At 68.7% G+C, this 22,714-nt stretch carries 14 protein-coding genes and 1 riboswitch; of the genes, 5 read left to right on the top strand and 9 right to left on the bottom strand.

The genetic code is table 11. The features are described 5' to 3' along the window. Positions 1–44: 44 nt before the first annotated feature. The 3 genes from AC3WRN_RS06945 to AC3WRN_RS06935 form a co-directional block, all read right to left on the bottom strand. Complete coding sequence (locus AC3WRN_RS06945; protein WP_068094134.1) at positions 45–572, bottom strand: porin family protein; 528 nt, start codon at positions 570–572, stop codon at positions 45–47. 169 nt (positions 573–741) lie between these two features. Beyond that, positions 742–2,229 (bottom strand): M16 family metallopeptidase, encoded by a 1,488-nt coding sequence (locus tag AC3WRN_RS06940; RefSeq protein ID WP_492622423.1) that lies wholly within the window; start codon positions 2,227–2,229, stop codon positions 742–744. Then, entirely contained in the window at positions 2,226–3,593 is a 1,368-nt protein-coding gene (locus tag AC3WRN_RS06935) for a M16 family metallopeptidase (RefSeq protein ID WP_492622422.1), read from the bottom strand. Before AC3WRN_RS06935 ends, AC3WRN_RS06940 begins: the two co-directional genes overlap by 4 nt. Before the next feature lie 157 nt (positions 3,594–3,750). Here AC3WRN_RS06935 and AC3WRN_RS06930 point away from each other — a divergent pair, with 157 nt between their 5' ends. Further along, positions 3,751–4,341 carry a DUF2239 family protein gene (locus AC3WRN_RS06930; RefSeq protein ID WP_068094126.1) on the top strand — a complete coding sequence of 197 codons (591 nt, stop codon included), beginning with the start codon at positions 3,751–3,753 and terminating at the stop codon, positions 4,339–4,341. Positions 4,342–4,422: 81 nt separating this feature from the next. Continuing rightward, on the top strand, positions 4,423–5,715 hold the full coding sequence (locus tag AC3WRN_RS06925) for an MFS transporter (RefSeq protein ID WP_492622421.1): 1,293 nt from the start codon (positions 4,423–4,425) through the stop codon (positions 5,713–5,715). Positions 5,716–5,922: 207 nt separating this feature from the next. Here AC3WRN_RS06925 and AC3WRN_RS06920 read toward each other — a convergent pair whose 3' ends face one another. Further along, a complete protein-coding gene (locus tag AC3WRN_RS06920) occupies positions 5,923–9,090 on the bottom strand; it encodes an efflux RND transporter permease subunit (protein WP_492622420.1) in 3,168 nt (1,055 codons plus the stop codon). A 221-nt stretch (positions 9,091–9,311) separates the two neighbouring features. Next, on the bottom strand, positions 9,312–11,162 hold the full coding sequence (btuB, locus tag AC3WRN_RS06915; RefSeq protein WP_492622419.1) for a TonB-dependent vitamin B12 receptor: 1,851 nt from the start codon (positions 11,160–11,162) through the stop codon (positions 9,312–9,314). A gap of 133 nt (positions 11,163–11,295) precedes the next feature. Beyond that, a riboswitch (cobalamin riboswitch) is annotated at positions 11,296–11,526 on the bottom strand. Positions 11,527–11,922: 396 nt separating this feature from the next. Between btuB and AC3WRN_RS06910 the strand changes: the two genes are divergently transcribed. After that, the gene (locus tag AC3WRN_RS06910; RefSeq protein WP_492622418.1) at positions 11,923–14,991 is read left to right on the top strand and encodes a TonB-dependent receptor; all 3,069 of its coding nucleotides are present in this window, start codon (positions 11,923–11,925) and stop codon (positions 14,989–14,991) included. Positions 14,992–15,145: 154 nt separating this feature from the next. On the opposite strand, the gene AC3WRN_RS06905 is transcribed toward AC3WRN_RS06910, so the two are convergent. The 4 genes from AC3WRN_RS06905 to AC3WRN_RS06890 all read right to left on the bottom strand — a co-directional run bounded on the left by AC3WRN_RS06905 (position 15,146) and on the right by AC3WRN_RS06890 (position 20,022). After that, a complete protein-coding gene (locus AC3WRN_RS06905; protein WP_492622417.1) occupies positions 15,146–16,759 on the bottom strand; it encodes a tetratricopeptide repeat-containing sulfotransferase family protein in 1,614 nt (537 codons plus the stop codon). 216 nt (positions 16,760–16,975) lie between these two features. Beyond that, a complete protein-coding gene (gene nagA / locus AC3WRN_RS06900; RefSeq protein WP_492622416.1) occupies positions 16,976–18,124 on the bottom strand; it encodes an N-acetylglucosamine-6-phosphate deacetylase in 1,149 nt (382 codons plus the stop codon). A 104-nt stretch (positions 18,125–18,228) separates the two neighbouring features. Beyond that, complete coding sequence (locus tag AC3WRN_RS06895; RefSeq protein ID WP_492622415.1) at positions 18,229–19,260, bottom strand: SIS domain-containing protein; 1,032 nt, start codon at positions 19,258–19,260, stop codon at positions 18,229–18,231. A 9-nt stretch (positions 19,261–19,269) separates the two neighbouring features. Continuing rightward, positions 19,270–20,022 carry a GntR family transcriptional regulator gene (locus AC3WRN_RS06890; RefSeq protein ID WP_492622414.1) on the bottom strand — a complete coding sequence of 251 codons (753 nt, stop codon included), beginning with the start codon at positions 20,020–20,022 and terminating at the stop codon, positions 19,270–19,272. A gap of 302 nt (positions 20,023–20,324) precedes the next feature. On the opposite strand from AC3WRN_RS06890, the gene zwf reads away from it, so the two are divergent. Beyond that, entirely contained in the window at positions 20,325–21,788 is a 1,464-nt protein-coding gene (zwf, locus tag AC3WRN_RS06885; RefSeq protein WP_068094110.1) for a glucose-6-phosphate dehydrogenase, read from the top strand. Positions 21,789–21,888: 100 nt separating this feature from the next. Then, positions 21,889–22,602 (top strand): 6-phosphogluconolactonase, encoded by a 714-nt coding sequence (pgl, locus tag AC3WRN_RS06880; RefSeq protein WP_492622413.1) that lies wholly within the window; start codon positions 21,889–21,891, stop codon positions 22,600–22,602. Positions 22,603–22,714 lie beyond the last annotated feature (112 nt).

Here is a 22,714-nt window from a genome sequence, read left to right as displayed (position 1 = left end):
GATCCCCCTTTTTGCCCCCCCCGCGCAGGTGCATGGCGAAAGCTTCAGATGTCGAAGGCGACGCCGACCAGGGCCATCGTCTCGCCGGTATTCGGGCGGTGCAGGCCGCCGTTGGAAACATGCCGGATCGCCACGCTGAAGTGTTTCGCCTGCCAGCCCAGCGTGCTGACGAACTGGTAGTGGCTGGAGAGCGCGTGGGTGATGTGGTTGGTGGCGGCGAGCTGCTCGCTGAAGAACAGCGGCTGGTACCAGTCGCCGGCATCGCCCAGGTGGAAGCGCGCGCCGGCGGCAAGCAGGGCGACCGAATCGCGCGTCGTGTAGCGGTCGCCATTGGCATTGGCCGCGAGGCGGCGGCCGTCGATCCAGCCCAGCGAGACATCCGGCGACCAGGTCAGGCGGGTGTTGCCGAACGGTTGCGGCGCGAAGATGGCCTCGACGAAGGCGGTGTTCGCGCCGTGGACGTCCATGTAGCTGCGGCCCGCCTGCACTTCGAACCGTGTGGCGGCGGCCGGCAGGGCGGCGGTGAGCAGCGCCAGGACGATGGCGCTGCGGGTCAGATGACGTGGGGACATGCGGGGACCTCGGGGAAGGTGGTTATTTATTGCACCGCATAGTTTACGAAATAAAACCCGCCGCGAGGAGTACATCCACGGGTCGATTTCGGCAACGGATTGTTGCGCTGGCGATGTAAAAACCCCGGCACGAGGGCCGGGGTCCGGATGTCACCGCAAGGGCGGGGAACTACTTGCCGCTGGCCGGCCGCAGGGTCGGGCTGTCCAGGTCCAGCGTGGTCGACTCCAGCAGCGTGGCCTGCGGATGCGCCTTGCGAATGTCCGCGGCGAACTGCGCGGCGTCGCCGACCACCACCACCGTGCCGGCGCCGGCCGCCAGATGCCTGCCCGCGTACTTCTCGACCTGCTTCGGCGTCACCGCCTGCACCTTGGCGATGTACCGGCCGATCTCGTCCAGCGGCACGCCGTACACCGCCAACTCGCCGACCTGTTCGGCCAGCCCCGCGGTGGTCTCCAGGCTGCGGCCGTAGCCGCCGATCAGGGTGGCCTTGCGCGCGGCCAGTTCCTCGGCGGAAACCCGCGTGTCGCCCAGCCGCTTGAACTCGCCCAGCATCAGCTCGACCACCGGCGCCGCGGACGGGTTCTTGGTCTGCGCCGAGGCCAGCCACAAGCCGGCGTCGCGCAGCGGCTGCAGCCGGCTGCCGGCACCGTAGGAGAGGCCGCGCTTGATGCGGATCTCCTCGTTCAATCGCGCCGAATACGAGCCGCCGAGCACCGCGTTGGCGACCGTGCCCACGTAGTAGTCGCCATCGCCGCGCGGCGGCGCGGCATGCGCCGCGACCACGCCGGCCTGGCCGGCACCATGCTGGTCGATCAGCACCACCGCCGGCAGCTGGCTGGCGGCCTTGCCCGCCGGCCTGGCCGGCAGCGGCGTGGCCGGCTTCGACCAATCGCCGAAGCTGGCCTGCGCCAGCTGCTGCGCCTGCGCCGGGGTGACGTCGCCGGCGAGGACCAGGATCGCGTTGTCCGGCCGGTACAGCGCCGCGTGCAGCCGCTGCACGTCGGCGCGGCTGATCCGCGCCAGCGAGGCCGGCGTGCCGGCACGCGAATGGCCATACGCGCCTTCGCCGAACACGCCGCGGCTGGCCGCCAGCGAGGCCAGCGCGGTCGGTCGGCTGAGGCTGAGGCGCAGGTCGTCGATCGCCTGCGCCTGCGCCCGCTTCAGCTCGGCCGCGCTGAAGTCCGGCCGGCGCACCACCTCGGCCAGCAGCTCCAGCGCCTGCGGCAGCTTCGGCGTGGTCACGGTGATGCCCACCGCGCTCTGGTCCCAGCCAGCGGCGGCATCCAGCGAACCGCCCAGCGCCTCGGCGGCGGCGGCGATCTGCGGCGCGGTCTTGCCGGCCGCGCCCTTGGTCAGCAGGCTCGCGGTGAGGTCGGCCAGGCCGGCCAGCGGCGGCGGGTCCATCTCGCCGCCACTGCGCAGCACCAGCTGCGCGGTGACCAGCGGCAGGCCGGCGCGGCGCACGCTGACCACCTGCAGGCCGTTCGCCAGCGTCTGCGTCACCGGCGTCGGCACGCTCAGCACCGGCGCGGGACCGGGCGCGGGCGGCGTGGCGGGAAAATCAGCCGCCAGCACGCTGCCGGCGGCGACCATGACGGCCGTAAAGACGGCCAGACGGCAGGTGTTCTTCCGGCGGCTCATTTCGTCGCTCTTCATTCCGTCGCTCCCTTGGCGGCCTGCGGCAGGTAGTCGATGGTGACGCTGCGCGCGCCGGTCACGTACTTCTGCAACACCCGGTGCACGTCCTGTTCGGTGACTTTCTGCAACGCGGCCAGGTCGGTGTTGACGTGTTCCGGGCTGCCGTCGATCAGCGCCGCGCGGCCCAGCGCGAACGCCAGGCCCTGCGCGGTCTGCCGCTGCTTCAGCTCGCCGGTCAGCAGCTGGGTCTTCACCTTGTCCAGTTCGGCGGCGGGGATCGGCTGGGTCGCCAGCCAGATGATCTCCTCGTGCAGCAGCTTCTCCGCCTCGGCCGGCTGGTGGCCGCTGGCGAGGATCGCGTAGGCGGTGAACAGGCCCGGGCCGACCCGGCCGTCGGCATCGGCGCCGACCCGCTGGGCAACCTGATGGCGATACACCAGCGACTGGTACAGCCGCGAGGAATCGCCCTGCGAGAGCAGCGCGGCGGCCACCTGCAGCGGGATGCTGTCAGCCGTGTCGGACGCCGGCGGCAGCAGCCAGGTGAGCGCCACCGCGGGCAGCGGCGCGGTCTCGCTGGTGACGGTGTAGCGCAGGTTCTTCTTGCGCTTCGGTTCCTGCGCGGTGACCTGCGGGATCGGCGCGGCCGGTTTCGGGATCCAGCCGAAGTACTGGTCCACCCAGGCGTCGAGTTGCTTCGGGTCGAAGTCGCCGGCGACGATCAGGGTGGCGTTGTCGGGCCGGTAGAAGGTCCGGTGGAAATCGATCACGTCCTGCAGCGAGGCCGCATCCAGGTCCTCGATGCTGCCGATGGTCGGGCGCTTGTACGGATGCGCGGCGTACGAGTGCGGGTCGATCGCGTTGAACAGCTTGCCGTACGGGTTGGCCAGCACGCTCTGGCGGTATTCCTCCTGCACCACCGCGCGCTCGGACTTGAAGTTCGCCTCGTCCACGTTGAGGTTGGACAGCCGTTCGGCCTCGGCCCACAGCAGGGTCTGCAGGTGGTTGCTGGGCACCACCTCGAAGTAGTTGGTGACGTCGTCGCCGGTGGAGGCGTTGTTGGCGCCGCCGACGTCCTCGGTCAACCGGTCGAACTGCTCGGCGTGCATGTGCTTCGTGCTCTTGAACATCAGGTGCTCGAACAAATGCGCGAAGCCGGAACGCCCCTGCGGGTCGTCCTTCGAGCCGACGTGGTACCACACCTGCACCGCCACGTTCGGGCTGGCGTGATCCTCCACGCTGAGCACCTGCAGGCCGTTCGGCAGGGTGCGCTGGTGGTACGGGATCGGCGGGATGGTCAGTTCGGCCGCCACCGCGGGCAGCGGGGCCGGCGCGGCGGCGAGGAGGGTAAGGGTGGCCAGCAAGGCGGCCGGGCGCAGTCGCATGGGCTTCGTCCGTTCTTCGGCGGAAAGGGGCCACCATAGCAAGCCGGGGCGGCGGAGAGAGCCATGACGGGAGACAGGGACGCCATTTCACCCGGGTATTATTGACACGTTGTTTAACCCGGGTAATATCCACTCCAGATTTTTGCCCGGATAAATCATGCGGCCCGATGCCAACCGCCCTTGCACCGCGTTCGATCATCACCGCCTGCTCGCTTCCGGCCCGCTCGCCGAGGTAGCGCTGGCGGCCAGACGGGCGCTGGACGCGGGCGCTGCCGGGTCACTGCTGGTCCTCGACGACGCCAGCGGCCTGCCGGTGGAAATCGATTTTCGCGGCACACCGGACGAGATGCTGGCGCGGCTGCAGGGCGCTTCGTTGGAGACCATCCCGCGCGGTCCCGGCCGGCCGAAGCTGGGCGTGGTGTCGCGCGAAGTCACCCTGCTGCCGCGTCACTGGGACTGGCTGGCGCAGCAGCCGGATGGCGCCTCGGCGGTGCTGCGGCGGCTGGTGGAACAGGCCGCGCGCGGCGGCGACGCCAAGGGACGCGCCCGTCAGGCGGCGGAAGCGGCCGACCGCAGCATGCGCGTGCTGGCCGGCGACCTGGCAGGTTACGAGGAGGCCGCGCGCGCATTCTGGCGTGGCGAGCGTGCGGGCTTCATCCGCCTGACCGATCATTGGCCGGCGGACGTACGCGACCATCTGCGCCGACTCGCCGCGCTGGCCTGGGACGCGCAGGCGGAAGCCGACTGATCCTGCCCACGGCAACCGACCCTGTCCCGACACGATTTTCCCCTGCAACCCAGCCCGCGCGCTGCGCCCGAGGATCACCCGATGCCGTCCATCCCGCCCGGTTCATTGTTTGCCAACCACAACTTCCGCCTGCTGTTCGGCGGCAGCACGATCTCGGCGATCGGCGACCAGTTCACCCTGGTGGCGTTGCCATGGCTGGTGCTGAAACTCACCGGCGACCCGGCCGCGCTCGGCCTGGTGCTGGCGGCGATGGCGCTGCCGCGTGCCGCGTTCATGCTGATCGGCGGCGCGGTGGTGGACCGCATGTCGCCGCGGCGGGTGCTGCTCGGCGCGCGCGCGGTCAACGCGCTGCTGGTCAGCCTGCTCGCCGTGCTGGTGCTGGCCGGGGCGATCGGGATGGGCATGGTTTACGCACTCGCGCTGGGCATCGGCCTGTCCACCGCGTTCGCCTATCCGGCGGGCTCGGCGATCCTGCCGCAACTGATCCCGCCGCAGCAGCTGCAGCCGGCCAACGCGCTGTTCATGGGCACGCGCCAGCTGAGCATGATCGTCGGCCCGGCGATCGCCGGCCTGCTGATCAGCGTCGGCGCGCATGGGGGCCATGGCAACGGCGTGGCCGATGCCGCCGGGCTCGGGCTCGCCTTCGGCATCGATGCGGTGAGCTTCCTGTTTTCGCTCGGCTCGCTGATGCTGATCCGCATCCACAGCGACCATCACCCGAAGGCACCGGTCGGCAGCGTGCTGGCGAATGTCGCCAGCGGCATCCGCAACATCTGGGCCGACCTGCCGCTGCGCGCGTTCATCCTCTACGCCGCCGTGGTATCGGTGTTCGTGGGCGGCCCGATCCAGGTCGGCCTGCCGGTGCTGGCCGATACCCGGCTGGACCTGGGCGCCGCGTCGCTGGGTATCCTGATGACCGCGAACGGCGGCGGCATGCTGCTGGGCAGCGCCCTCTCCGGCATCGCCACCCGACTGGTGCGCGGCCGGCTCGGCCTGATGGTGCTGGGCATCGACAGCCTCGCCGGGCTGGCGCTGGCCACGATGGCGCTGGTGCACTCGACCTTCGCCGGTGCCGTGCTGCTGGCCTGCACCGGCGTGCTCGCCGGCATCGCGCAGATCGCCATCGTCAGCTGGATCCAGCGCCGCGTGGAGCCGGAGATGATGGGCCGCACCATGAGCGTGCTGATGTTCACCTTCATGGGGTTGGGCCCGATGGCGGCCGCCATCGCCGGCAGCCTGCTGAAGGTGGTTTCGCTGGCGACCCTGTTCACCGCGGCGGGACTGACGCTGAGCGCGATCGCCCTCGCCTGCATGACCAGTCCGGCACTGCGGAGCATCGGCGCGGCGCGGCCGGCGGCGGCCGGGGCGGGCTAAAGGGAATTGCAAAAACCTCGGCCACGACACGCCTCACGCCTTCCCGGGGGAATGAGTTCGTTGATCAGGTGGCGTTGGACTTCAACGCTTCAGGCGGCGCAGGGCGGAGACCGCCCGCCGCTCCTGCTCCGCTATTGCCATACATCCCGAGCCGGCGGGCGGTGCCCGCCCTACGAAGCGTCTGCCCAATGAACCCGGCCCGCAGGCTTACGCCGTCTGGGGCTTGCCCAACGCCTTGAGCCGTTTCTTCTCCGCGCGCCGTTCCTTGCGCGCCGCCTTGCGGATCTTGCGGTCGTGGTTCCACAGGTAGATCGCCGGCGTGCTGAGCAGGGTCAGCAGCTGCGACACCAGCAGGCCGCCGACGATGGCGATGCCGAGCGGCTGGCGCATCTCCGAGCCGATGCCGAAGCCGATCGCCAGCGGCAGCGCGGCGCCCATCGCCACCAGGGTGGTCATGGTGATCGGGCGGAAGCGCACCAGCGCCGCCTCGCGGATCGCCTCCGGCGCGGGCAACCCGCGTTCGCGCTCGGCGACCAGGGCGAAGTCGACCATCAGGATCGCGTTCTTCTTGACGATGCCGATCAGCATCAGGATCGCGATGATCGCCATCATCGAGATCTGCGTCTGGGTCACCAGCATCGCCAGGAACGCGCCGGCGCCGGCGGCCGGCAGGGTGGAGAGGATGGTCAGCGGATGGCCGAGGCTTTCGTACAGGATGCCCAGCACGATGTACATCGCCAGGATCGAGCCGAGCAGCAGCACCATGCCGTTGGACTGGGCCTGCTTGAGGCGCTGGTTGGCGCCGGTGAAATCCACCCGCATGCCGGCCGGCAGCCCCACCGCGTACGCGGCCTGCTCGACCAGCTTCACGCCGAGGTCCTGCGGCACGTCCTTGGCCAGGTTGTAGCTGATCGTGGCCGCTTCGAGCTGGTTGTGGTGGCGCACCCGCAGCGGGCTGATGTTCGGCTCGATCTTCGCCAGCGCGGACAGCGGGATCATCCGGCCCTGCTCGTTGCGCACCCGCACGTTCAGCAGCGACTCGGCGCTCACGCTCTGCGCCGCGCCGGTGCTGAGCACCACCGCGTACTGGTTGATGTCGGAATAGATCTGCGACACCTGGCGCTGGCCGAACGCGTTGTACAGCGCCGAGTCGATCGTGCCGATGCCCACGTGCAGGCGCCCGGCGGCCTCGCGGTCGATCTTCAGCAGCTGCTGCTTGCCGACCTGGTCGAAGCCGCTGCTGACGTCGCGGAACTGCTTGATCGTGCGCATCTGCCGCACCATCTTCAGCGTCCACGGCTGCAGGTCGCCGCCATTGCTGCTGACCAGCTGGAATTCGTACTGGCCGCCGCCGTCGCCGCTGCCGCCGCCGCCGAGGAACTGCACCGGGCTGACCGACACCTTCACGTCGGGCAGGCGGTCGAACTGCTTCGACAGCCGCTCGATCACCTGCTTGATGTTCTCGTGGCGCTGCTCCGGCCCGCTGCCGCGCGGCTTCAGGTCGACGAACATCTGCGCCGCGTTGCCCACCGCGCCGTCGCCGCCGCCGTTGCGGCCGAGCATGGTGAGCAGGTCCAGCACGGTCGGGTCGGCCTGCATCAGCGCCGCCACGTGCTGCACCCGCTCGGCCAGCCGGTCTGGCGAGATGTTGGCGTCGGCGCGGATGTCGACCTGCAGCTGGCCGGTGTCCTCCTGCGGCATGAAGGTGCCGCCGGCGGTCTTCGCCACCGCGAAGCCGAGCGCGAAGGTGAGCAGCAGCAGGGTCAGCGGCTGCCAGCGCATGATCCGGCGGTGGTGCATTGCCCAGTCCAGCGCCCGCTCGTAGATGCGCAGCAGGCGGCGGTCGAAGTTCTCCACCGCGCGCTCGAGCCGGCCCGGCGGCCTGCGGATCGCCGGCTCGTGCTCCAGCAGGTAGGCGCACAGCGCCGGGGTGAGCGTGAGCGAGACCAGCGCCGAGATCACCACCGCGGCGGCCAGCGTCACCGAGAACTCGCGCAGCAGCATCACCAGCATGTTGTTGCCGAACAGCAGCGGCGCGAACACCGCCACCAGCGACAGGGTGATCGAGATCACCGTGAAGCCGATCTCGCGCACGCCGGTGAGCGCCGCCTGCATCGGCGGCTCGCCGCGCTCCATGTGGCGCACGATGTTCTCGATCACCACGATCGCGTCATCCACCACGAAGCCGATGCACAGCACCAGCGCCACCAGTGACAGGGTGTTGAGCGTGTAGCCCAGCGCCCACATCACCACGAACGCGCCGGCCAGCGACAGCGGCACGCTCAAGGTGGCGATCAGGGTCGGGCGCAGCCGGCGCAGGAACACCAGCATCACCAGCACCACCATCGCGATCGAGATCAGCAGCGCCACCTGCACCTCGTGCAGCGCGGACTTGGTGGTCTGGGTGAGGTCGAACACCGCCGACATCGTCACGTTCGACGGCAGCGACGCGCCCAGCTGCGGCAGCCTGGCGCGGATCGCCTCCACCGTGGCCACCGCATTCGCCTCCGGCCGCTTGCTGATCTGCAGGCCCACTGTGCGCGCACCGTTGAACCATGCCGCCTGGTACTCGTCCTGCTGGCCGCCGTACACCCGCGCCACGTCGGACAGGCGCACCGGCGTGCCGTTCTTCACCGAGATCAGCAGGCGGGCGAACTCGGCCGGCGTCTGCAGGCCGTCGCTGGCGCTCACCGTCATCTGGGTGCGGCCGTTGCTCAGCGTGCCCTGCGGCGAGGTGACGTTGGCCGCGCGCAGCGCATTGGCCACGTCATTGGTGGTGAGCCCCTTGGCGGCCAGCGCGTTGTTGTCCAGCTCGATCCGCACCGAGTGCGGCGTGCCGCCGAACACCTGCACCTGCGCCACGCCGCCGATCTGCGCCACGGCGGGCTTGAGCATGGTGTCGGCGAGGTCGAACAACTGGTCCTGCGGCAGCCCGGTGGAGGTCAGCGTGAGGAACAGGATCGGGATCTGCGAGGTGTCGAACTTGAAGTACTGCGGCGGCGTCGGCATGCCGCTGGGCAGGTCGACCGCGGCCGCGTTGATCGCCGCCTGCACGTCGCGCGCGGCGCTGTCGGCGGTGCGGCTCATGGTGAAGCGCACCATCACCGAGGCGGAGCCCTCGCTGGCGTTGCCGTACATCTCGTCGACGCCGGGGATGCGGCCCAGGTGCCGCTCCAGCGGCGCCAGGATGGTGTTCGCCATGGTCTGCGCGCTGGCCCCGGGCTGGTTGGCCGCCACGTAGACGCCGGGGAAATCCAGCGACGGCAAGGCGGCCACGCCGAGCAACAGGTACGCCCACAGCCCGGCCAGTATCAGGCCGAGCGCGAGCAGCGAGGTGCCGACCGGGCGGCGGATCAATGGGGCGAAAATGTTCATGGCGCTTCCGTGGCTCTCAAGCATAGCCGCAGGCGCCGCACGCCGGATGCGCACGACGCGTACGCGCGTGGCGAAGGTGCGGCCGGGGCGAGAGTTCCATTCATCATGCCGGCTTTATGCCAGTCGCCGGCAAGCGGCGAATGTGCCTGAAGTCCACCCGTGCCGGAAGGCAGGGGGATCGCCCCGGCGAAGACCCGGGGTGATCGCGGTACGGCGGGAGCTCAGCGCGCGGCGGGGCTGTAGCGCAGGGTCAGGAACGCGCTGCGACCGGGCTGGTTGAAGTACCACACGGTCTCGTAGTGGTGGTCGAACACGTTGGCCAGGCGCGCCTCCACCTGCCAGTCCGGCGCGAAATGCCAGCTGGCGCGCAGGTCGGTGGTGGCATAGCCGCCGAGCCGGTGCCGGTTGGCCGCGTCGTCGAAGCCGTGCGCGGCGGCGAAGACGGTGGCGCCGACGCCGAAGGCGCCGAAGCGGCGGTCCAGGTCCACCCGTGCGGTGCGCTCGCGCCGGCGCGGCAACACCTTGCCGTCGTTCGCGCCGCCGTCCTCGTTGCGCGGCTGCAGCCAGGTCAGGTAACCCTGCAGCTGCCAGCCGGCGAGGTTGGCGCCGAGCTGGCCTTCCACGCCGCGGATGCGCGCCTTGCTGATGTTGGACGGGTAGTAGTTGGCGTCCAGCGCGATCAGCTGGCTGATGCGGGTCTGGTAGGCGTTCACCGCCCAGTTCCAGCCGGTCAGCTGCTGGCTCAGGCCCAGCTCGGCGCTGCGCGACTTCTCCGGCTTCAGGTTCGGGTTGCCGCTGCCGTACGGGTAGTACAGGTCGTTGAAGGTCGGTGCGTGGAACGCGCTGCCGTAGCTGGCGGACAGCTTCAGGCCGTCATCGAAGTGATAGCCCCACGCCGCCGCGCCGGTGTTGTGGTTGCCGAACTGGCTGTTGTGGTCGCGCCGCGCCGACAGTGCCACTTCGTTGCGGCCGAACGTGCCCTGGTACTGCGCGTAGCTGCCGGTGTCGCTGCGGTGGCTGGCGAGGAAGCCGGTGTCGCTGTCGATGTGCTCGCCCTGCCAGTCGACGCCGAGCGTGAGCAGCTGGTTGCTGGCCAGGCTGATGTCGTTCTGCCACGACGCCTGGTTGCGCCGCGAATAGATGTAGCCGACGAAGGCCTGGTTCTCGTAGTTGTCGTAGCGGTCCAGGTTCTGGCCCACGCTCAGCGTGGTCTTCCAGGCCTGCAGCGGGTTGAAGCTGAGGTGGCTGCCGGCGACCTGCTGCACGGTGCGGCTGCGGTTCTGGTAGCTGCCGTCGTAATGGATCTCGCCCAGGTTGCGCAGCCAGGTGCCGCCCAGCTCTGCGCCGTTGTCCCAGCGGTAGCCGGCGTTCGCGCTGAGGTTCTTGTTGCGGTAGCCGTCCCGGTCCGGCTCGTCGGTATAGCAGCCGGCGAACGCCTCGGCGGCGCCGATGCGGCAGGCGTTGATGCCGCGGGTGTGGAGCGCGCCCACACCGAGGTTGTACCAGGCATGCTGGTCGCCGCCGGACAGGCCGAACTGCCCGCTCAGCAGCTTGTTGCTGCCGGTGGTGACGCTGAACGAGGGTTGCAGGCCGCCATCGTGCGAGCCGCGACGGGTGAAGATCTGGATCACGCCGCCGATCGCGTCGGCGCCGTACAGGCTCGAACGCGGGCCGCGCACGATCTCGATCCGCTCGATCTGCTCCACCGGGATCTGCTCGAACGCCGCCAGCCCGGCGCTGACCGAGCCCACCCGCACGCCGTCGACCAGCAGCAAGGTATGGGTGGAGTTGGTGCCGCGCAGGAACAGCGAGGTCTGCTCGCCGAGGCCGCCGGTCTGGGCGAACGTCACCCCCGGCAGGCCGGTCATCAGGTCGGACACCGAAACCGGCTGCAGCCGCTCGATGTCGGCACGGGTGAGCACGGTCACCGAGGACAGCGCATCGTCGGCGGTGATCGCGGTGCGCGTGGCGGTGACGATCACCGGGGCCAGCGGCGCCGCCTCGTTCTGGTCGGCCGCCTGGGCGGCCATCGTGCAGCTGAGCAGGGCCGCTGCCAGCAGGGTCTTCTTCATATCCGTTCCTCTCTGTACCGCGCACCCGCGCGCGGCTCACGTGTTCGATGAGATGGCGGCGGATGCGGAGGGAAGACGGAACGACGGGCTGGCAGGATCGACCGACACGTGGTTCGGCCTCGCCCACCGCGAGCCACCAGGAATCGTTCGGGCCGGTCTCCGGGCTGGCGAGTGGCCTGCGGCGATCCGCAGGCCGCGAGCGGCGCCTTCCCGTGCATCGCACAGTGGCATTCGCCGTTCGTGGATCTCGCTTACCGTTGCGGGGGCAGCGCCGGCCTTGCAGTGCGTAGCGCACGGCGCACCGGCTTCCCGTTTCATCCCGTGAGCGTAACGCCGCCGGGACACCTGAACCGCGCAACTCTAGCGCCGGGATGCCACTCGCGCAATCGGGGCGCTGCGTTAAGGGTTCGTCCCCCGACTTGATTCCGCAACTTCAAATTATCGTCTTTATTACACGATTGCCGAGCAAAGCGCAGGATCTTGTAATTGAAATCGCAATTTATTGCTGATTATGTGGTCATCCATCGTAATTATTTACTATTAGTAAAAAACCTATAAACATTTCATTGACGCCGGCGTTTACGCCGCTTTATGTTCGGCGAGCAGGTCGCTGGACACCGCGAATACAAGCTTCGGCACGTGAGGTTGCCTGCACGACATCAGTAACCGGCTGCCAGCATGCATCGGATCGCTGTCCGATGGACTGTTCGGGTTACGCCATTTGGCCTGCGGGCTTTCAATCTGGGGAGATACGTTGCTTATGAGCCGTTCCAACAAAATCCATAATCCGAACTGGCGCCACACCGCGCTCGCCGTGGCGCTCAGCATGAGCCTCGGCGGCGTCGCCATGGCGCAGTCCACCTCGGGCTCGATCTTCGGCCAGGCGCCCGTGGCGGCCGGCGAAACCGTGACCGCCAGCAACTCGTCGGGCGTGTCGCGTGAAGTCGCGGTGGACAGCGCCGGCCGCTTCTCGCTGAACAACCTGCCGGTAGGGACCTACACCGTCACCCTGAAGAAGGGCGGCACGGTGGTCGGCACCCGCGAAAAGGTAGCGATCTCTCCCGGCGGCGGCACCTCGGTGACCTTCGAGGCGGCCTCGCAGAACGTCACCCAGCTGGGCACGCTGAGCGTCACCGCCAGCGCGCTGCCGTCCATCGACGTCAGCAGCGTCAACTCCAGCACCGTCATCACCGCCGCCGACCTGCGCAAGCTGCCGGTCACCCGCAACGCGGAGTCCATCGCGCTGCTGGCGCCGGGCACGGTCAAGGGCAGCAGCTTCTTCGGCAACGCGGTCTCCTTCGGCGGCTCCAGCGTGTCCGAGAACGCGTACTACGTGAACGGCTACAACACCGGCGAACCGTACAAGAACATCGGCGGCTTCCAGCTGCCCTACGGCGCGATCGACCAGCAGGAAACCCTGACCGGCGGCTACAGCGCCAAGTACGGCCGTTCCGACGGCGGCGTGATCAACCAGATCGGCAAGCGCGGCACCAACGAATGGCACTTCGGCGCCCAGGTGGTCTGGCAGCCGCGCTTCCTCGAGGGAACCCCGGTCAACAACCGTTATGGCCATCCGACCGTTCCCGCGTCGATCGCCAACCCCAACAGCCCTGACGGGTTGACTCATTTCCAGCTGGAAGACCCGAAGAAGCCGGGCACGCTGAACCAGTACCGCGCCGACAACAAGCAGTGGGAGACGATCTACTCGGCCTATGTCGGTGGCCCGCTGATCCAGGACAAGCTGTTCATGTTCCTGGCGGCAGAGACTGACAAGACGCAGTCCAACAACGTGGAAAGCGCAGCCGCCCAGAAGGTCCAGTACAACCGGGATCAGAACACCAAGCTCTACGGCAAGCTGGACTGGAACATCACCGACAGCAACATCCTCGAGCTGACGGCGCTGCAAAACCATTCCCGCACCGGCGCAGGGTCGACCTACAAGTTCGACTACAACACGCTGAAGTCCGGCGCCTTCGTGACGAAGAACGACGTCACCAAGGACAACGCCCAGTTCTATCTCGGCCACTTCACCAGCTACATCACCGATGCGGCCACGCTGAGCATCCTGTACGGCAAGGCCAACTTCCAGGATCCGGTGGTCTACGCCAACACCAGCCCGCTGCCCTTCATTTCCCGTCCCTACAACCAGAATCCGGCCTTCCTGCCGCCGGGTACGGGGCCAAACGGCATCGTCAACGCCCAGACCAACACCAGCTGGACCTCACCGAAGGCGAGCAACAACACCCATGGCCTGCGCGTCGACTTCGACTACAAGCTGGGTGACCACGACCTGGCGGTCGGCATCGACAACATGACCTATGCGGCCAGCCACCAGGGCCCGGACCAGACCAACCCGTTCAACCCGTCGATCAACTACTACTGGCGCTACTACCCCGGCAACATCGTGCGCAAGCGCGAGATCGGCTGGGCCACCAGCATGCGCATGACCCAGAAGGCGTACTACCTGCAGGACGACTGGCAGGTGGCATCCAACGTGCTGCTGAACATCGGCGTGCGCAATGACCACTTCACCAACTACAACGACCAGGGCAAGCCGTTCGTCGACGAGAAGAACCAGTGGGAGCCGCGCATCGGCGCCAGCTGGGACGTGAACGGCGACTCCTCGTTCAAGGTTTACGGCAACGTGGGCCGCTACTACCTCGCGCTGCCGGACAACGCGGCCGAGCGCGCGGCGAACATCTCCACCTATGTCATCACCAAGTACAAGTACACCGGTGTCAACCCGGACGGCACGCCGATTCTTGATCCGAACTACAAGCCGGTAGTGTCTTCGCCCGACGGCGAGTTCGGCCTGCCCAAGAACCCGCAGGAAGTCACCGCGCGCAACCTGAAGCCGGAATACGTGGATGAGTTCATCCTCGGCTTCGACAAGAAGTTCAACGACAGCTGGACCTACGGCGCCAAGGCGACGTGGCGCGATCTGAAGGCCGCGATCGACGACGAGTGCTCGCCGGGCCAGATCGCCACCAAGATGACCAGCATGGGCCTGAATCCGGGCGACTACTCGGATTCGCTCTACGGTGCGTCGTACTGCCGCCTGATCAACCCGGGCCAGACCAACACCATGCTGATCAACAAGAACGGCGGCGGCAGCAGTGTCCTGGTGTCGATGAACCAGAAGGACTGGGGCTACATCAACGGCGTCAAGCGCAAGATCGGTTCGCTGAACCTGTACCTGGAGCATCCGTTCGACGGCAAGTGGATGGGCCGCGTGGACTACACCTTCAGCCGCGGCTTCGGCAACACCGAGGGCCAGGTGCGTTCCGACTTCGGCCAGTCCGACGTCTCCAAGACCGAAGACTGGGATTCCTGGCAGCTGATGGACGGCCAGGACGGCGAGCTGAGCAACATCCGCAAGCACCAGATCCGCTTCCGCGGCGCCTACCAGATCACCCCGGAATGGCTGGTGTCCGGCACGCTGCTGGCGCAGTCGGGCACGCCGAAGGAGTGCCTGGGCTACTACGGCCCGACCGGTACCGGCGACCCGACCGGCTACAACGGCGGCGGCAGCGGCAACTACCACTGGTGCCACGGCGTCCGCATCCCGCCGGGCAAGGCCGGCCACACCCCGTGGACCGAGCAGGTCAACCTCGGCCTGCATTACGCGCCGGCGTTCGCCGACCACAAGCTGGGCTTCAACCTGGACGTCATCAACGCGTTGAACCAGCATAAGGCGGTGCAGACCGACCCGGCCGGCGAAGCTGCCTTCGATGGCGTCAACACCGTGTACATCAACAACAGCTACGGCGACGGGATCTTCTGGCAGCCGCCGCGCATGGTGCGTCTGTCGGTGCAGTACGACTACTGATAGCCACACCGGCTGAAATTGGCCAGTTCAAGCCACCGACCTCGCGGTCGGTGGCTTTTTCTTGGACCAGGGAAAACCTGCTGCGACGTGCATCCGCGCATTCGCGCGGTGACCACGAACGAAGGGCAGTGGGCGGACGCCCACACCGACACCCCTATGCCGCGGAAGCGCTCGCCGCCATGGCCAGCCGCAGGGGCTCCAGCTGCTTCGCGTAATGACGCCACTGGCCGACGCCGCGCGTATGGATGGACTCGCGCACCTGGGCGCTGCTCGGCGTGGCCACCGGCGCGGGATTGCGTTCGGGTTGCAGGCAGCCCGCCTCGAACGCCAGGCCGCAATGCCGAAGCACCTCGCGCAGCGTGGTTTCCGGATCGCGAACCAGCGAGTTATACGAAACATCGAGCATGGCGCCAGGCAGGCTGGCCCTCCAGTGGCGCACCAGTCGCTCATACTGCCCGTAGTAGTGGGCAAGCGCCTGCAGGTCGTAGCTGTAGGCGGAAATATTGCCGAACATCGCCTTGAAATTGGAAAAGCACGTGTCCATCGGCTCGCGGACCATGTGCAGGATCGGCGCATGCGGCAAGGCCCGACGGACGAACGCGACCATCTGTATGTTGGCCGGCAGCTTGTCGACATAGAACCGGCGTCCCTGCGCACGCCATTGCGTCTGCCTCAGGTAGCGCGCGCCCACCTCTCCGAAATCGATATCCGGGCTGCGCCGGATCGCCCTCAGCAACCCTTGTGCGCGCGCCGGGGGAACGTCCGCCACCCAGTGCAGCTGACGCCAGAAGTCGATGATCTCTCCGGCCGAAACCACGGCCGAATGACTGGACAGCATGCGGTCGAGCAAGGTGGTGCCCGAACGGGGCATCCCCACGATGAAGATCGGCGTCGGTCCTTCGTATATCGGGGACGACCCCGCGTCCGTCTTGCCGATCGCCCCGGACGCACCGATGAGCGCGTCGACGACGGCCGTCTCGGCCGCTGCATCGTATGGATTGATCTGGTGCATGAGCGCATTGCATCGTGCCAGCGCCGGCCACGCATCTTCATGCCGGCCCAGATCATCCAGCACCTTGAACCGCGCATATTCGAATTCGGCGCGCACGAACCTGTCGTGAAGATCCTTGCCGTCTTCCGGCAGGCGCCGCAGCTGCTCCTGCACGAAACCGAGAAGATTCGCATCCGGTTTCTGCTTGCGCAGGTTGGCAAGCGTCATCACGGCATCGCCGAAGTGCGGCCAGCGCTGCAGGCAGCTCTCCAGCACCCTGCAGGCCTGCTCGATGTCGCCGCTGAACTGCAGCAGCATCGCCTGCAGGTGATATTCACCCGGTGAATCGACGCCGGCCGCCATGGCCCTGTCCACCAGCTTCTTCGCCACCGGCACTTCGCCGAGGGCAAAGCGCAGGTTTGCCTGCGCGATCAGCAACTCGGGCGGCGGTTCGGGCGCCTGCGCAAGGAAATCGAGGCAGGCACGCGCGCCCAGGACTTCCCCCCGTGCCAGCAGGCGCCGCGCCAGTTCCATGAGCAGCGGGGCATCCCGGGGAAGCCGCTGCAACGCCTGCAGCAGCGGACCGGTCGAGCCGCGCACCTGCCCCTGCATGAACATGACGTCGGACAGCTCGATGCAGGTGACCGTGTCGTGCGGCACCAACCGGACAAGCGACTCCAGGGCCGTCTGCGCAGCCTCGAACTGTTCGGCCTTGATGTATTCCCGCGCCTGCTGGCGAAGACGGGCCGCTGCGGTGGAAATACCCTGGGAATTCATCTGCCGATGATATCTTGATCGCCGGATACCGTGCGCCGCCCGGAACCGTTTCCAGGCGCTGCGTTCGCAGTCCTGCTCCAACACGCCGCCGCAGTCACCCTGCCGCCAACACGCTGACTTCCACGCCATGGCGGAGCGCGATTCGGCTTCCGGTCAGCGGCCCTCCACCTCGAAACGCGCTGGCCGGCCGCGCCACACCGCGACCGGCTTCCGCGCTCAAGGCGCTGCATCGCCCACGCCGCCGATCCAGCTGCGCTGCACGCGGTATTCGTCGTCCAGCGCCACCAGGTCGGCCCGATAGCCGGGGGCGATGCGGCCGCGGCTTTCGCCGAGGCCGAGGAAATCGGCGGGATAGGTGCTGGCCATGCGTGCCGCCTCGTCCAGCGGCAGGCCGAGCAGTTGCACGGCGTTGCGCACCGCGGTGGCCATGTCCAGCGCGGAGCCGGCCAGCACGCCTTGCGCGGTCTGGCAGATGCCGTCCTTCACGGTGATGGTCTCGCCGTTGAGCACGTAGCTCGGGTCGGCCGCGCCGACCGGCGGCATCGCGTCGGTGACCAGCAGCACCCTGCCGCGCGGCTTGGCGGCGATCGCCACGCGCAGGCTGGCCGGATGCACGTGGTGGCCGTCGACGATGATGCCGCACCAGCTGCCGGCATCCTCCAGCGCGGCGCCGACCACGCCCGGTTCGCGGCTGCCGAACGGGGTCATCGCGTTGAACAGGTGAGTGAAGCCGCGCACGCCGGCATCGAGCGCGGCGCGGGTGGTGGCGTAGTCGGCCGCGGTGTGGCCGGCGCAGACGATCAGCCCCGCGTCCACCAGCGCGCCGATGCCGGCCAGCGGCACCTGGTCCGGCGCCAGCGTGATCAACCGCACGCCGCGGTGCGGCGCGCACAGCAGCGCCAGCTCGTCGCGGCCCGGCGCGTGGAAATATTTCGCGTCGTGCACGCCCTTGCGCGCCGGCGCCAGGTACGGACCCTCCAGGTGGATGCCGAGCACGCCGGGCACGCCTTCGGCCAGTGCCCGCTCCACCGCGGCCAGCGCCGCACGCATCACCTCCACGCGGTCGCTGATCAGCGTGGGCAGGAAGCCGGTGGTGCCGAAGCGCCGGTGCGCCGCGCCGATCCGGCGCAGCGCCTCGACCGTGGGGGCCTCGTTGAACAGCACGCCGCCGCCGCCGTTGACCTGCACATCGATGAAGCCGGGCAGCAGCATGGCGCCACGCAGATCGTGCTGCGGCGCTGAGCGCACGCGCGGGTCGGACAACGGCAGCAGATCAGCGATGCACCCGCCGTCGAGCAGCACGGCGAGGTCACTGCGCCAACCATCAGGGGTGAGTACGCGGGCGTTGGTGAGCGAGTGAAGCATGGCGATGACCCATGGAAGCGATGAACTGTAGGAGCGCACCCTGTGCGCGATGCTCTTCGTCACGTGGCGAAAGAGCATCGCGCACAGGGTGCGCTCCTACATGATCAGACCGTTTCAGTGACCTTGTTGAGATGCGGCGGCACGTCGGGGTTGAAGCCGCGGCGCAGCGACAAGGCGCTGGCGGCGCGGTAGAAGCTCTGGATGGTCAGCAGTGGCGTGCACAGCGCGGGCAGGCCGCCGGCCACCGGCAAGGTGCCGGCGCCCTGCAGCCCGGGCGCGGCCACGAATACCTGCGCGCCACGGCCGCGGAATTCGCGCGCCACCGCCAGCGTGCCGTCCAGGGTGTCGTCGTCCTGGGCGAAACACAGCACCGGGAAATCCGGGCCGACCAGCGCCATCGGGCCGTGCTTCACCTCGGCCGCGCTGAACGCCTCGGCGTGCAGGCCGCAGGTTTCCTTGAACTTCAGCGCCGCCTCCAGCGCGATGCCGAGGCCGTAGCCGCGGCCGACCACGAACAGGTTGTGCGCAGCAGCCAGGCCGTCGACCAGCGCCGACCAGTCGGCGTCCCAACCGGCACGCAACGCATCCGGCAACGCGCGCAGTGCCGCGCCCAGTTCCCCGTCGCCGCGCCAGCGGGCGCACAGGTGCAGCACCGCGGCCAGTGCGGCGATGTAGCTCTTGGTCGCCGCCACGCTGCGCTCCGGCCCGGCGTGCAGCGGGATCACCGTGTCGGCCAGCGCCGCCAGCGGCGAATCCTCCACGTTCACCAGCGCCAGCACGCGCGCGCCGGCGATCTTCGCGGCCTGCGCATTGCGCAGCAGGTCGGGGCTCTTGCCCGACTGCGAGATCGCGATGAACAGCGCGCCCTGCCACTGCTGCTCGGCCGCGTACACCGAGGTGACCGACGGCGAGGCCGACGCGGTGACGATGCCGAGCTGGGTTTCGAACACGTACTTCGCGTACGCCGCGGCATGGTCCGAGCTGCCGCGCGCGCAGGTGACGATGAAGCGCGGCGGCCGCGCGCGCAGCTCGCGCGCCAGCGCACCCACCACCGCCTCGTTGGCGGCGAACTGGCGCGCGACCACCGCGGCCGATTCGTGCGCTTCCTGGTACATCAGGGTGTCGCGGGCGTCCATCGGGATCCTTCAGTCGGTCTGCAGTTCGGCCACGAAATCGTAGATGTCGCCGCGGTACCAGGAACAGGTGAACTCGACCACGCGGCCGTCGTCGAGGAAGCTGCGCCGCTCGATGTTCAGCCCGGCGCTGCCCACCCCGACGTGGAGCAGCCGCGCCTGCTGCGCGTTCAGCGACACCGCGCGCAGCCGCTGCAGCGCGCGGCGCGGGCGGGCGTCGAGTTTTTCCAGCGCCTCGTACAGGGAATCGCGCACCAGGTGCGGGTCCGGCAGCACGCTGGCCGGCACCACGCTGCGCTCGATCGCCAGCGGCTCGTCCTGGCCGTAGCGCACGCGGTGCAGCCGCACCACCAGCGAGCCGGGCGACAGGTTCAGCGCCATCGACTCCTCCGGCGTCACCTCGCCGATGCCGCGTTCGAAGAATTCCGAGCGCGGCGACAGGCCGCGGTCACGCAGGTCCTCGGTGAAGCTGGTCAGCCGCGACATCGGCTTGACGATGCGCTCGGCAATGAAGGTGCCGGCGCCGTGGCGCTGGGTCAGCAGGCCCTCCTCGACCAGGCCGGCGATCGCCTTGCGCACGGTCACCCGCGACAGCTTCAGCGCCTGCGACAGGTCGCGCTCGCTGGGCAGGGCGTGGCCCGGTTCGATGTCGCGGTGCTCGACGATGTTGCGGATCGCCTGCCGCAGGCGCAGGTAGGCAAGCGGCTGGTGCGCGGCCGGATCGTGGCAGATGCGGCGGTATTCGGTGGCCAGGGCGGTTTCCATCCGGCGAACATACCAATACAGAACCAGTGACCGCAAGCCCCATCGTCTGCCACCGGCGCTCCGGCGCCCGAACCCGGGCCGGGTCGTGGGGATATCGGCCCCCGGCATCGGCCTGCCGCCCGGTAATGACGTAAAACCGGCCGATCATCGGGGCAACTCGCACGGCCGGGCGAAGGCTTTCGATGAATTCGTATGCATAACGGTGGCCGGTCTGGTATTTCACTGGTACGATCAATAGCGACCCCGGGCAAGACCGGCCATCCGCCACTGCCCGCCATCCGGCATCGTGTCGAGGTGACTGCGTGACTGCTTCCCCCCAATCGGTCGAACCGTTCGACCTGGTGATCTTCGGCGGCACCGGCGACCTCGCCGTGCGCAAGCTGCTGCCGGCCCTGTTCCACCGCTTCCTCGACGGCCAGATCCCGGCCAGCAGCCGTATCGTCGGCATCGCCCGCGAGGCGCTGGACGACGCCGGCTACCGCGCGCACCTGCGCGAGGCGCTGGTCGGCGTGTGCGCGGCGGCGCAACTGGACGTGTTCCTGCAGCAGGTGTTCTACCGCCCGCTGGACGCGCGCAAGGACGAGGGCTGGGACGACTTCGCCGCGCTCATCGGCGCACAACCCGGACATATACGGGTTTTCTACCTGTCCACCTCGCCGGAGCTGTTCGTCGACATCTGCACCCGGCTGGGCCAGTACAAGCTCAACCAGGGCGCCTCGCGCGTGGTGCTGGAGAAGCCGATCGGCCGCGACCTGGCCAGCGCGAACCAGATCAACGACGCGGTCGGCAAGGTGTTCAGCGAGTCGCAGACCTTCCGCATCGACCACTACCTCGGCAAGGAGACGGTGCAGAACCTGCTGGTGCTGCGCTTCGGCAACGCCTTGTTCGAGCCGCTGTGGAATTCCGCGCACATCGACCACGTGCAGATCACCGTGGCCGAGACGCTGGGCGTCGGCCATCGCGGCGCCTACTACGACCGCGCCGGCGCGCTGCGCGACATGGTGCAGAACCACATGCTGCAGCTGCTGTGCATGGTGGCGATGGAGCCGCCGTCCTCGCTGGCGCCCGACGCGGTGCGCGACGAGAAGCTGAAGGTGCTGCATTCGCTGAAGCCCATCGACGACGGCAACGCCGCCCAGCTCACCGTGCGCGGCCAGTACCGCGCCGGCGTGGCCGAGGGCGCCAGCGTGCCCGGCTACCCGGAAGAACTGGGCAACAGCAAGTCCAACACCGAGACCTTCGTGGCGCTGAAGGCGGAGATCGCGAACTGGCGCTGGGCCGGCGTGCCGTTCTACCTGCGCACCGGCAAGCGGTTGCCGAGCCGGGTGTCGGAGATCGCGGTGACCTTCAAGCCGGTGCCGCATTCGATCTTCAACCCCGACGCCGGCACCTTGTCGCAGAACCGGCTGGTGCTGCGGCTGCAGCCGGACGAGGGCGTGAAGCTGTGGCTGACCATCAAGCACCCCGGCCCCGGCGGCCTGCGCCTGCGCCACGTGCCGCTGGACATGAGCTTCGCCGAGGCATTCGGCGTGCAGCAGCCCGATGCGTACGAACGCCTGCTGCTCGACGTGGTGCGCGGCAACCCCACCTTGTTCATGCGCCGCGACGAAGTCGAGGCGGCGTGGCGCTGGGCCGGCCCGATCCTCGCCGCCTGGGCCGACAGCGGCGAACCGCCGCGGCCGTACACCGCCGGCAGCTGGGGGCCGAGCGCGGCCGTGGCGCTGATCGAGCGCGACGGCCGCACCTGGAACGAAGACAGCGAATGACCCGGTTCACCTGCCGCTGCAGCGGCCTGCGGCAGACTGAACTTCCCCTGGCCACCAGAGCTGCGCCGGCCCCTCGACCGACCGGCGCGCCATCACCACCATGCATCCCCCCTTGAACGTCACCACGCACAGCTTCACCGATTGTCGCACGCAGGCCACGGCGCTGGCCGAGCGCGTCGCCGAACGTCTGCGCAGCGGCTTGGCCGAACGCGGCCACGCCGTGCTGGCCGTCTCCGGCGGCAGCACGCCAAAGGATTTCTTCGACCGCCTCTCGCACGAGAAACTCGACTGGGCCCGGGTGCAGGTGACCCTGGTCGACGAACGCTGGGTGGCGGACACCGACGAGCGCTCGAACGCGCGGCTGGTGAAATCGCGGCTGCTGCAGCATGCCGCCGCCGTGGCGTCCTTCGTGCCGCTGTACACCGGCGACGCCACCCCCGAGGCCGGGCTGGCCACCGCCGACGCACGCATCGACGCGCTGCCGCTGCCGTTCGACGCGGTGGTGCTGGGCATGGGCGACGACGGCCACACCGCCTCGTTCTTCCCCGGCGGCGACCGCCTCGCCGAGGCGCTGGACCCGGACGGCCAGGCCCGCGTGCTGCCGATGCATGCGCCCGGCGCGGGCGAGCCGCGCATCACATTGACCCTGCCGACCCTGCTGGAAACGCGCGCGCTGTACCTGCTGGTGGCCGGCGAGAAGAAACGCGACCTGCTCGCCGACGCGCGCCTCGGCCTGGGCGCGGCGCAGCACTACCCGGTGCGCGCGGTACTGACCCAGCAACGCGTGCCGGTAGCGGTGTACTGGTGTCCTTGACCACCACAACCAGCGTCGCTGTAGGAGCGCACCCTGTGCGCGAAAAGCCAGCGAAGCAGCGGCGCCGCAACTCTGATCGCGCACAAGGTGCGCTCCTACACACCCGGAATGA

The organism is Rhodanobacter sp. FW101-FHT13A11 (assembly GCF_058790335.1).
Note: the sequence above shows the minus strand (reverse complement) of the source record. Positions and strands in the feature narration are given on the sequence as shown.

Coding starts and splice junctions, on each gene's coding strand:
- AC3WRN_RS06895 (WP_492622415.1), bottom strand. CDS start 19,260: ATGGACGCCCGCGACACCCTGATGTACCAGGAAGCGCACGAATCGGCC.
- AC3WRN_RS06930 (WP_068094126.1), top strand. CDS start 3,751: ATGCGGCCCGATGCCAACCGCCCTTGCACCGCGTTCGATCATCACCGC.
- AC3WRN_RS06910 (WP_492622418.1), top strand. CDS start 11,923: ATGAGCCGTTCCAACAAAATCCATAATCCGAACTGGCGCCACACCGCG.
- AC3WRN_RS06920 (WP_492622420.1), bottom strand. CDS start 9,090: ATGAACATTTTCGCCCCATTGATCCGCCGCCCGGTCGGCACCTCGCTG.
- AC3WRN_RS06935 (WP_492622422.1), bottom strand. CDS start 3,593: ATGCGACTGCGCCCGGCCGCCTTGCTGGCCACCCTTACCCTCCTCGCC.
- AC3WRN_RS06940 (WP_492622423.1), bottom strand. CDS start 2,229: ATGAAGAGCGACGAAATGAGCCGCCGGAAGAACACCTGCCGTCTGGCC.
- nagA (WP_492622416.1), bottom strand. CDS start 18,124: ATGCTTCACTCGCTCACCAACGCCCGCGTACTCACCCCTGATGGTTGG.
- AC3WRN_RS06905 (WP_492622417.1), bottom strand. CDS start 16,759: ATGAATTCCCAGGGTATTTCCACCGCAGCGGCCCGTCTTCGCCAGCAG.
- btuB (WP_492622419.1), bottom strand. CDS start 11,162: ATGAAGAAGACCCTGCTGGCAGCGGCCCTGCTCAGCTGCACGATGGCC.
- AC3WRN_RS06890 (WP_492622414.1), bottom strand. CDS start 20,022: ATGGAAACCGCCCTGGCCACCGAATACCGCCGCATCTGCCACGATCCG.
- AC3WRN_RS06945 (WP_068094134.1), bottom strand. CDS start 572: ATGTCCCCACGTCATCTGACCCGCAGCGCCATCGTCCTGGCGCTGCTC.
- AC3WRN_RS06925 (WP_492622421.1), top strand. CDS start 4,423: ATGCCGTCCATCCCGCCCGGTTCATTGTTTGCCAACCACAACTTCCGC.
- pgl (WP_492622413.1), top strand. CDS start 21,889: ATGCATCCCCCCTTGAACGTCACCACGCACAGCTTCACCGATTGTCGC.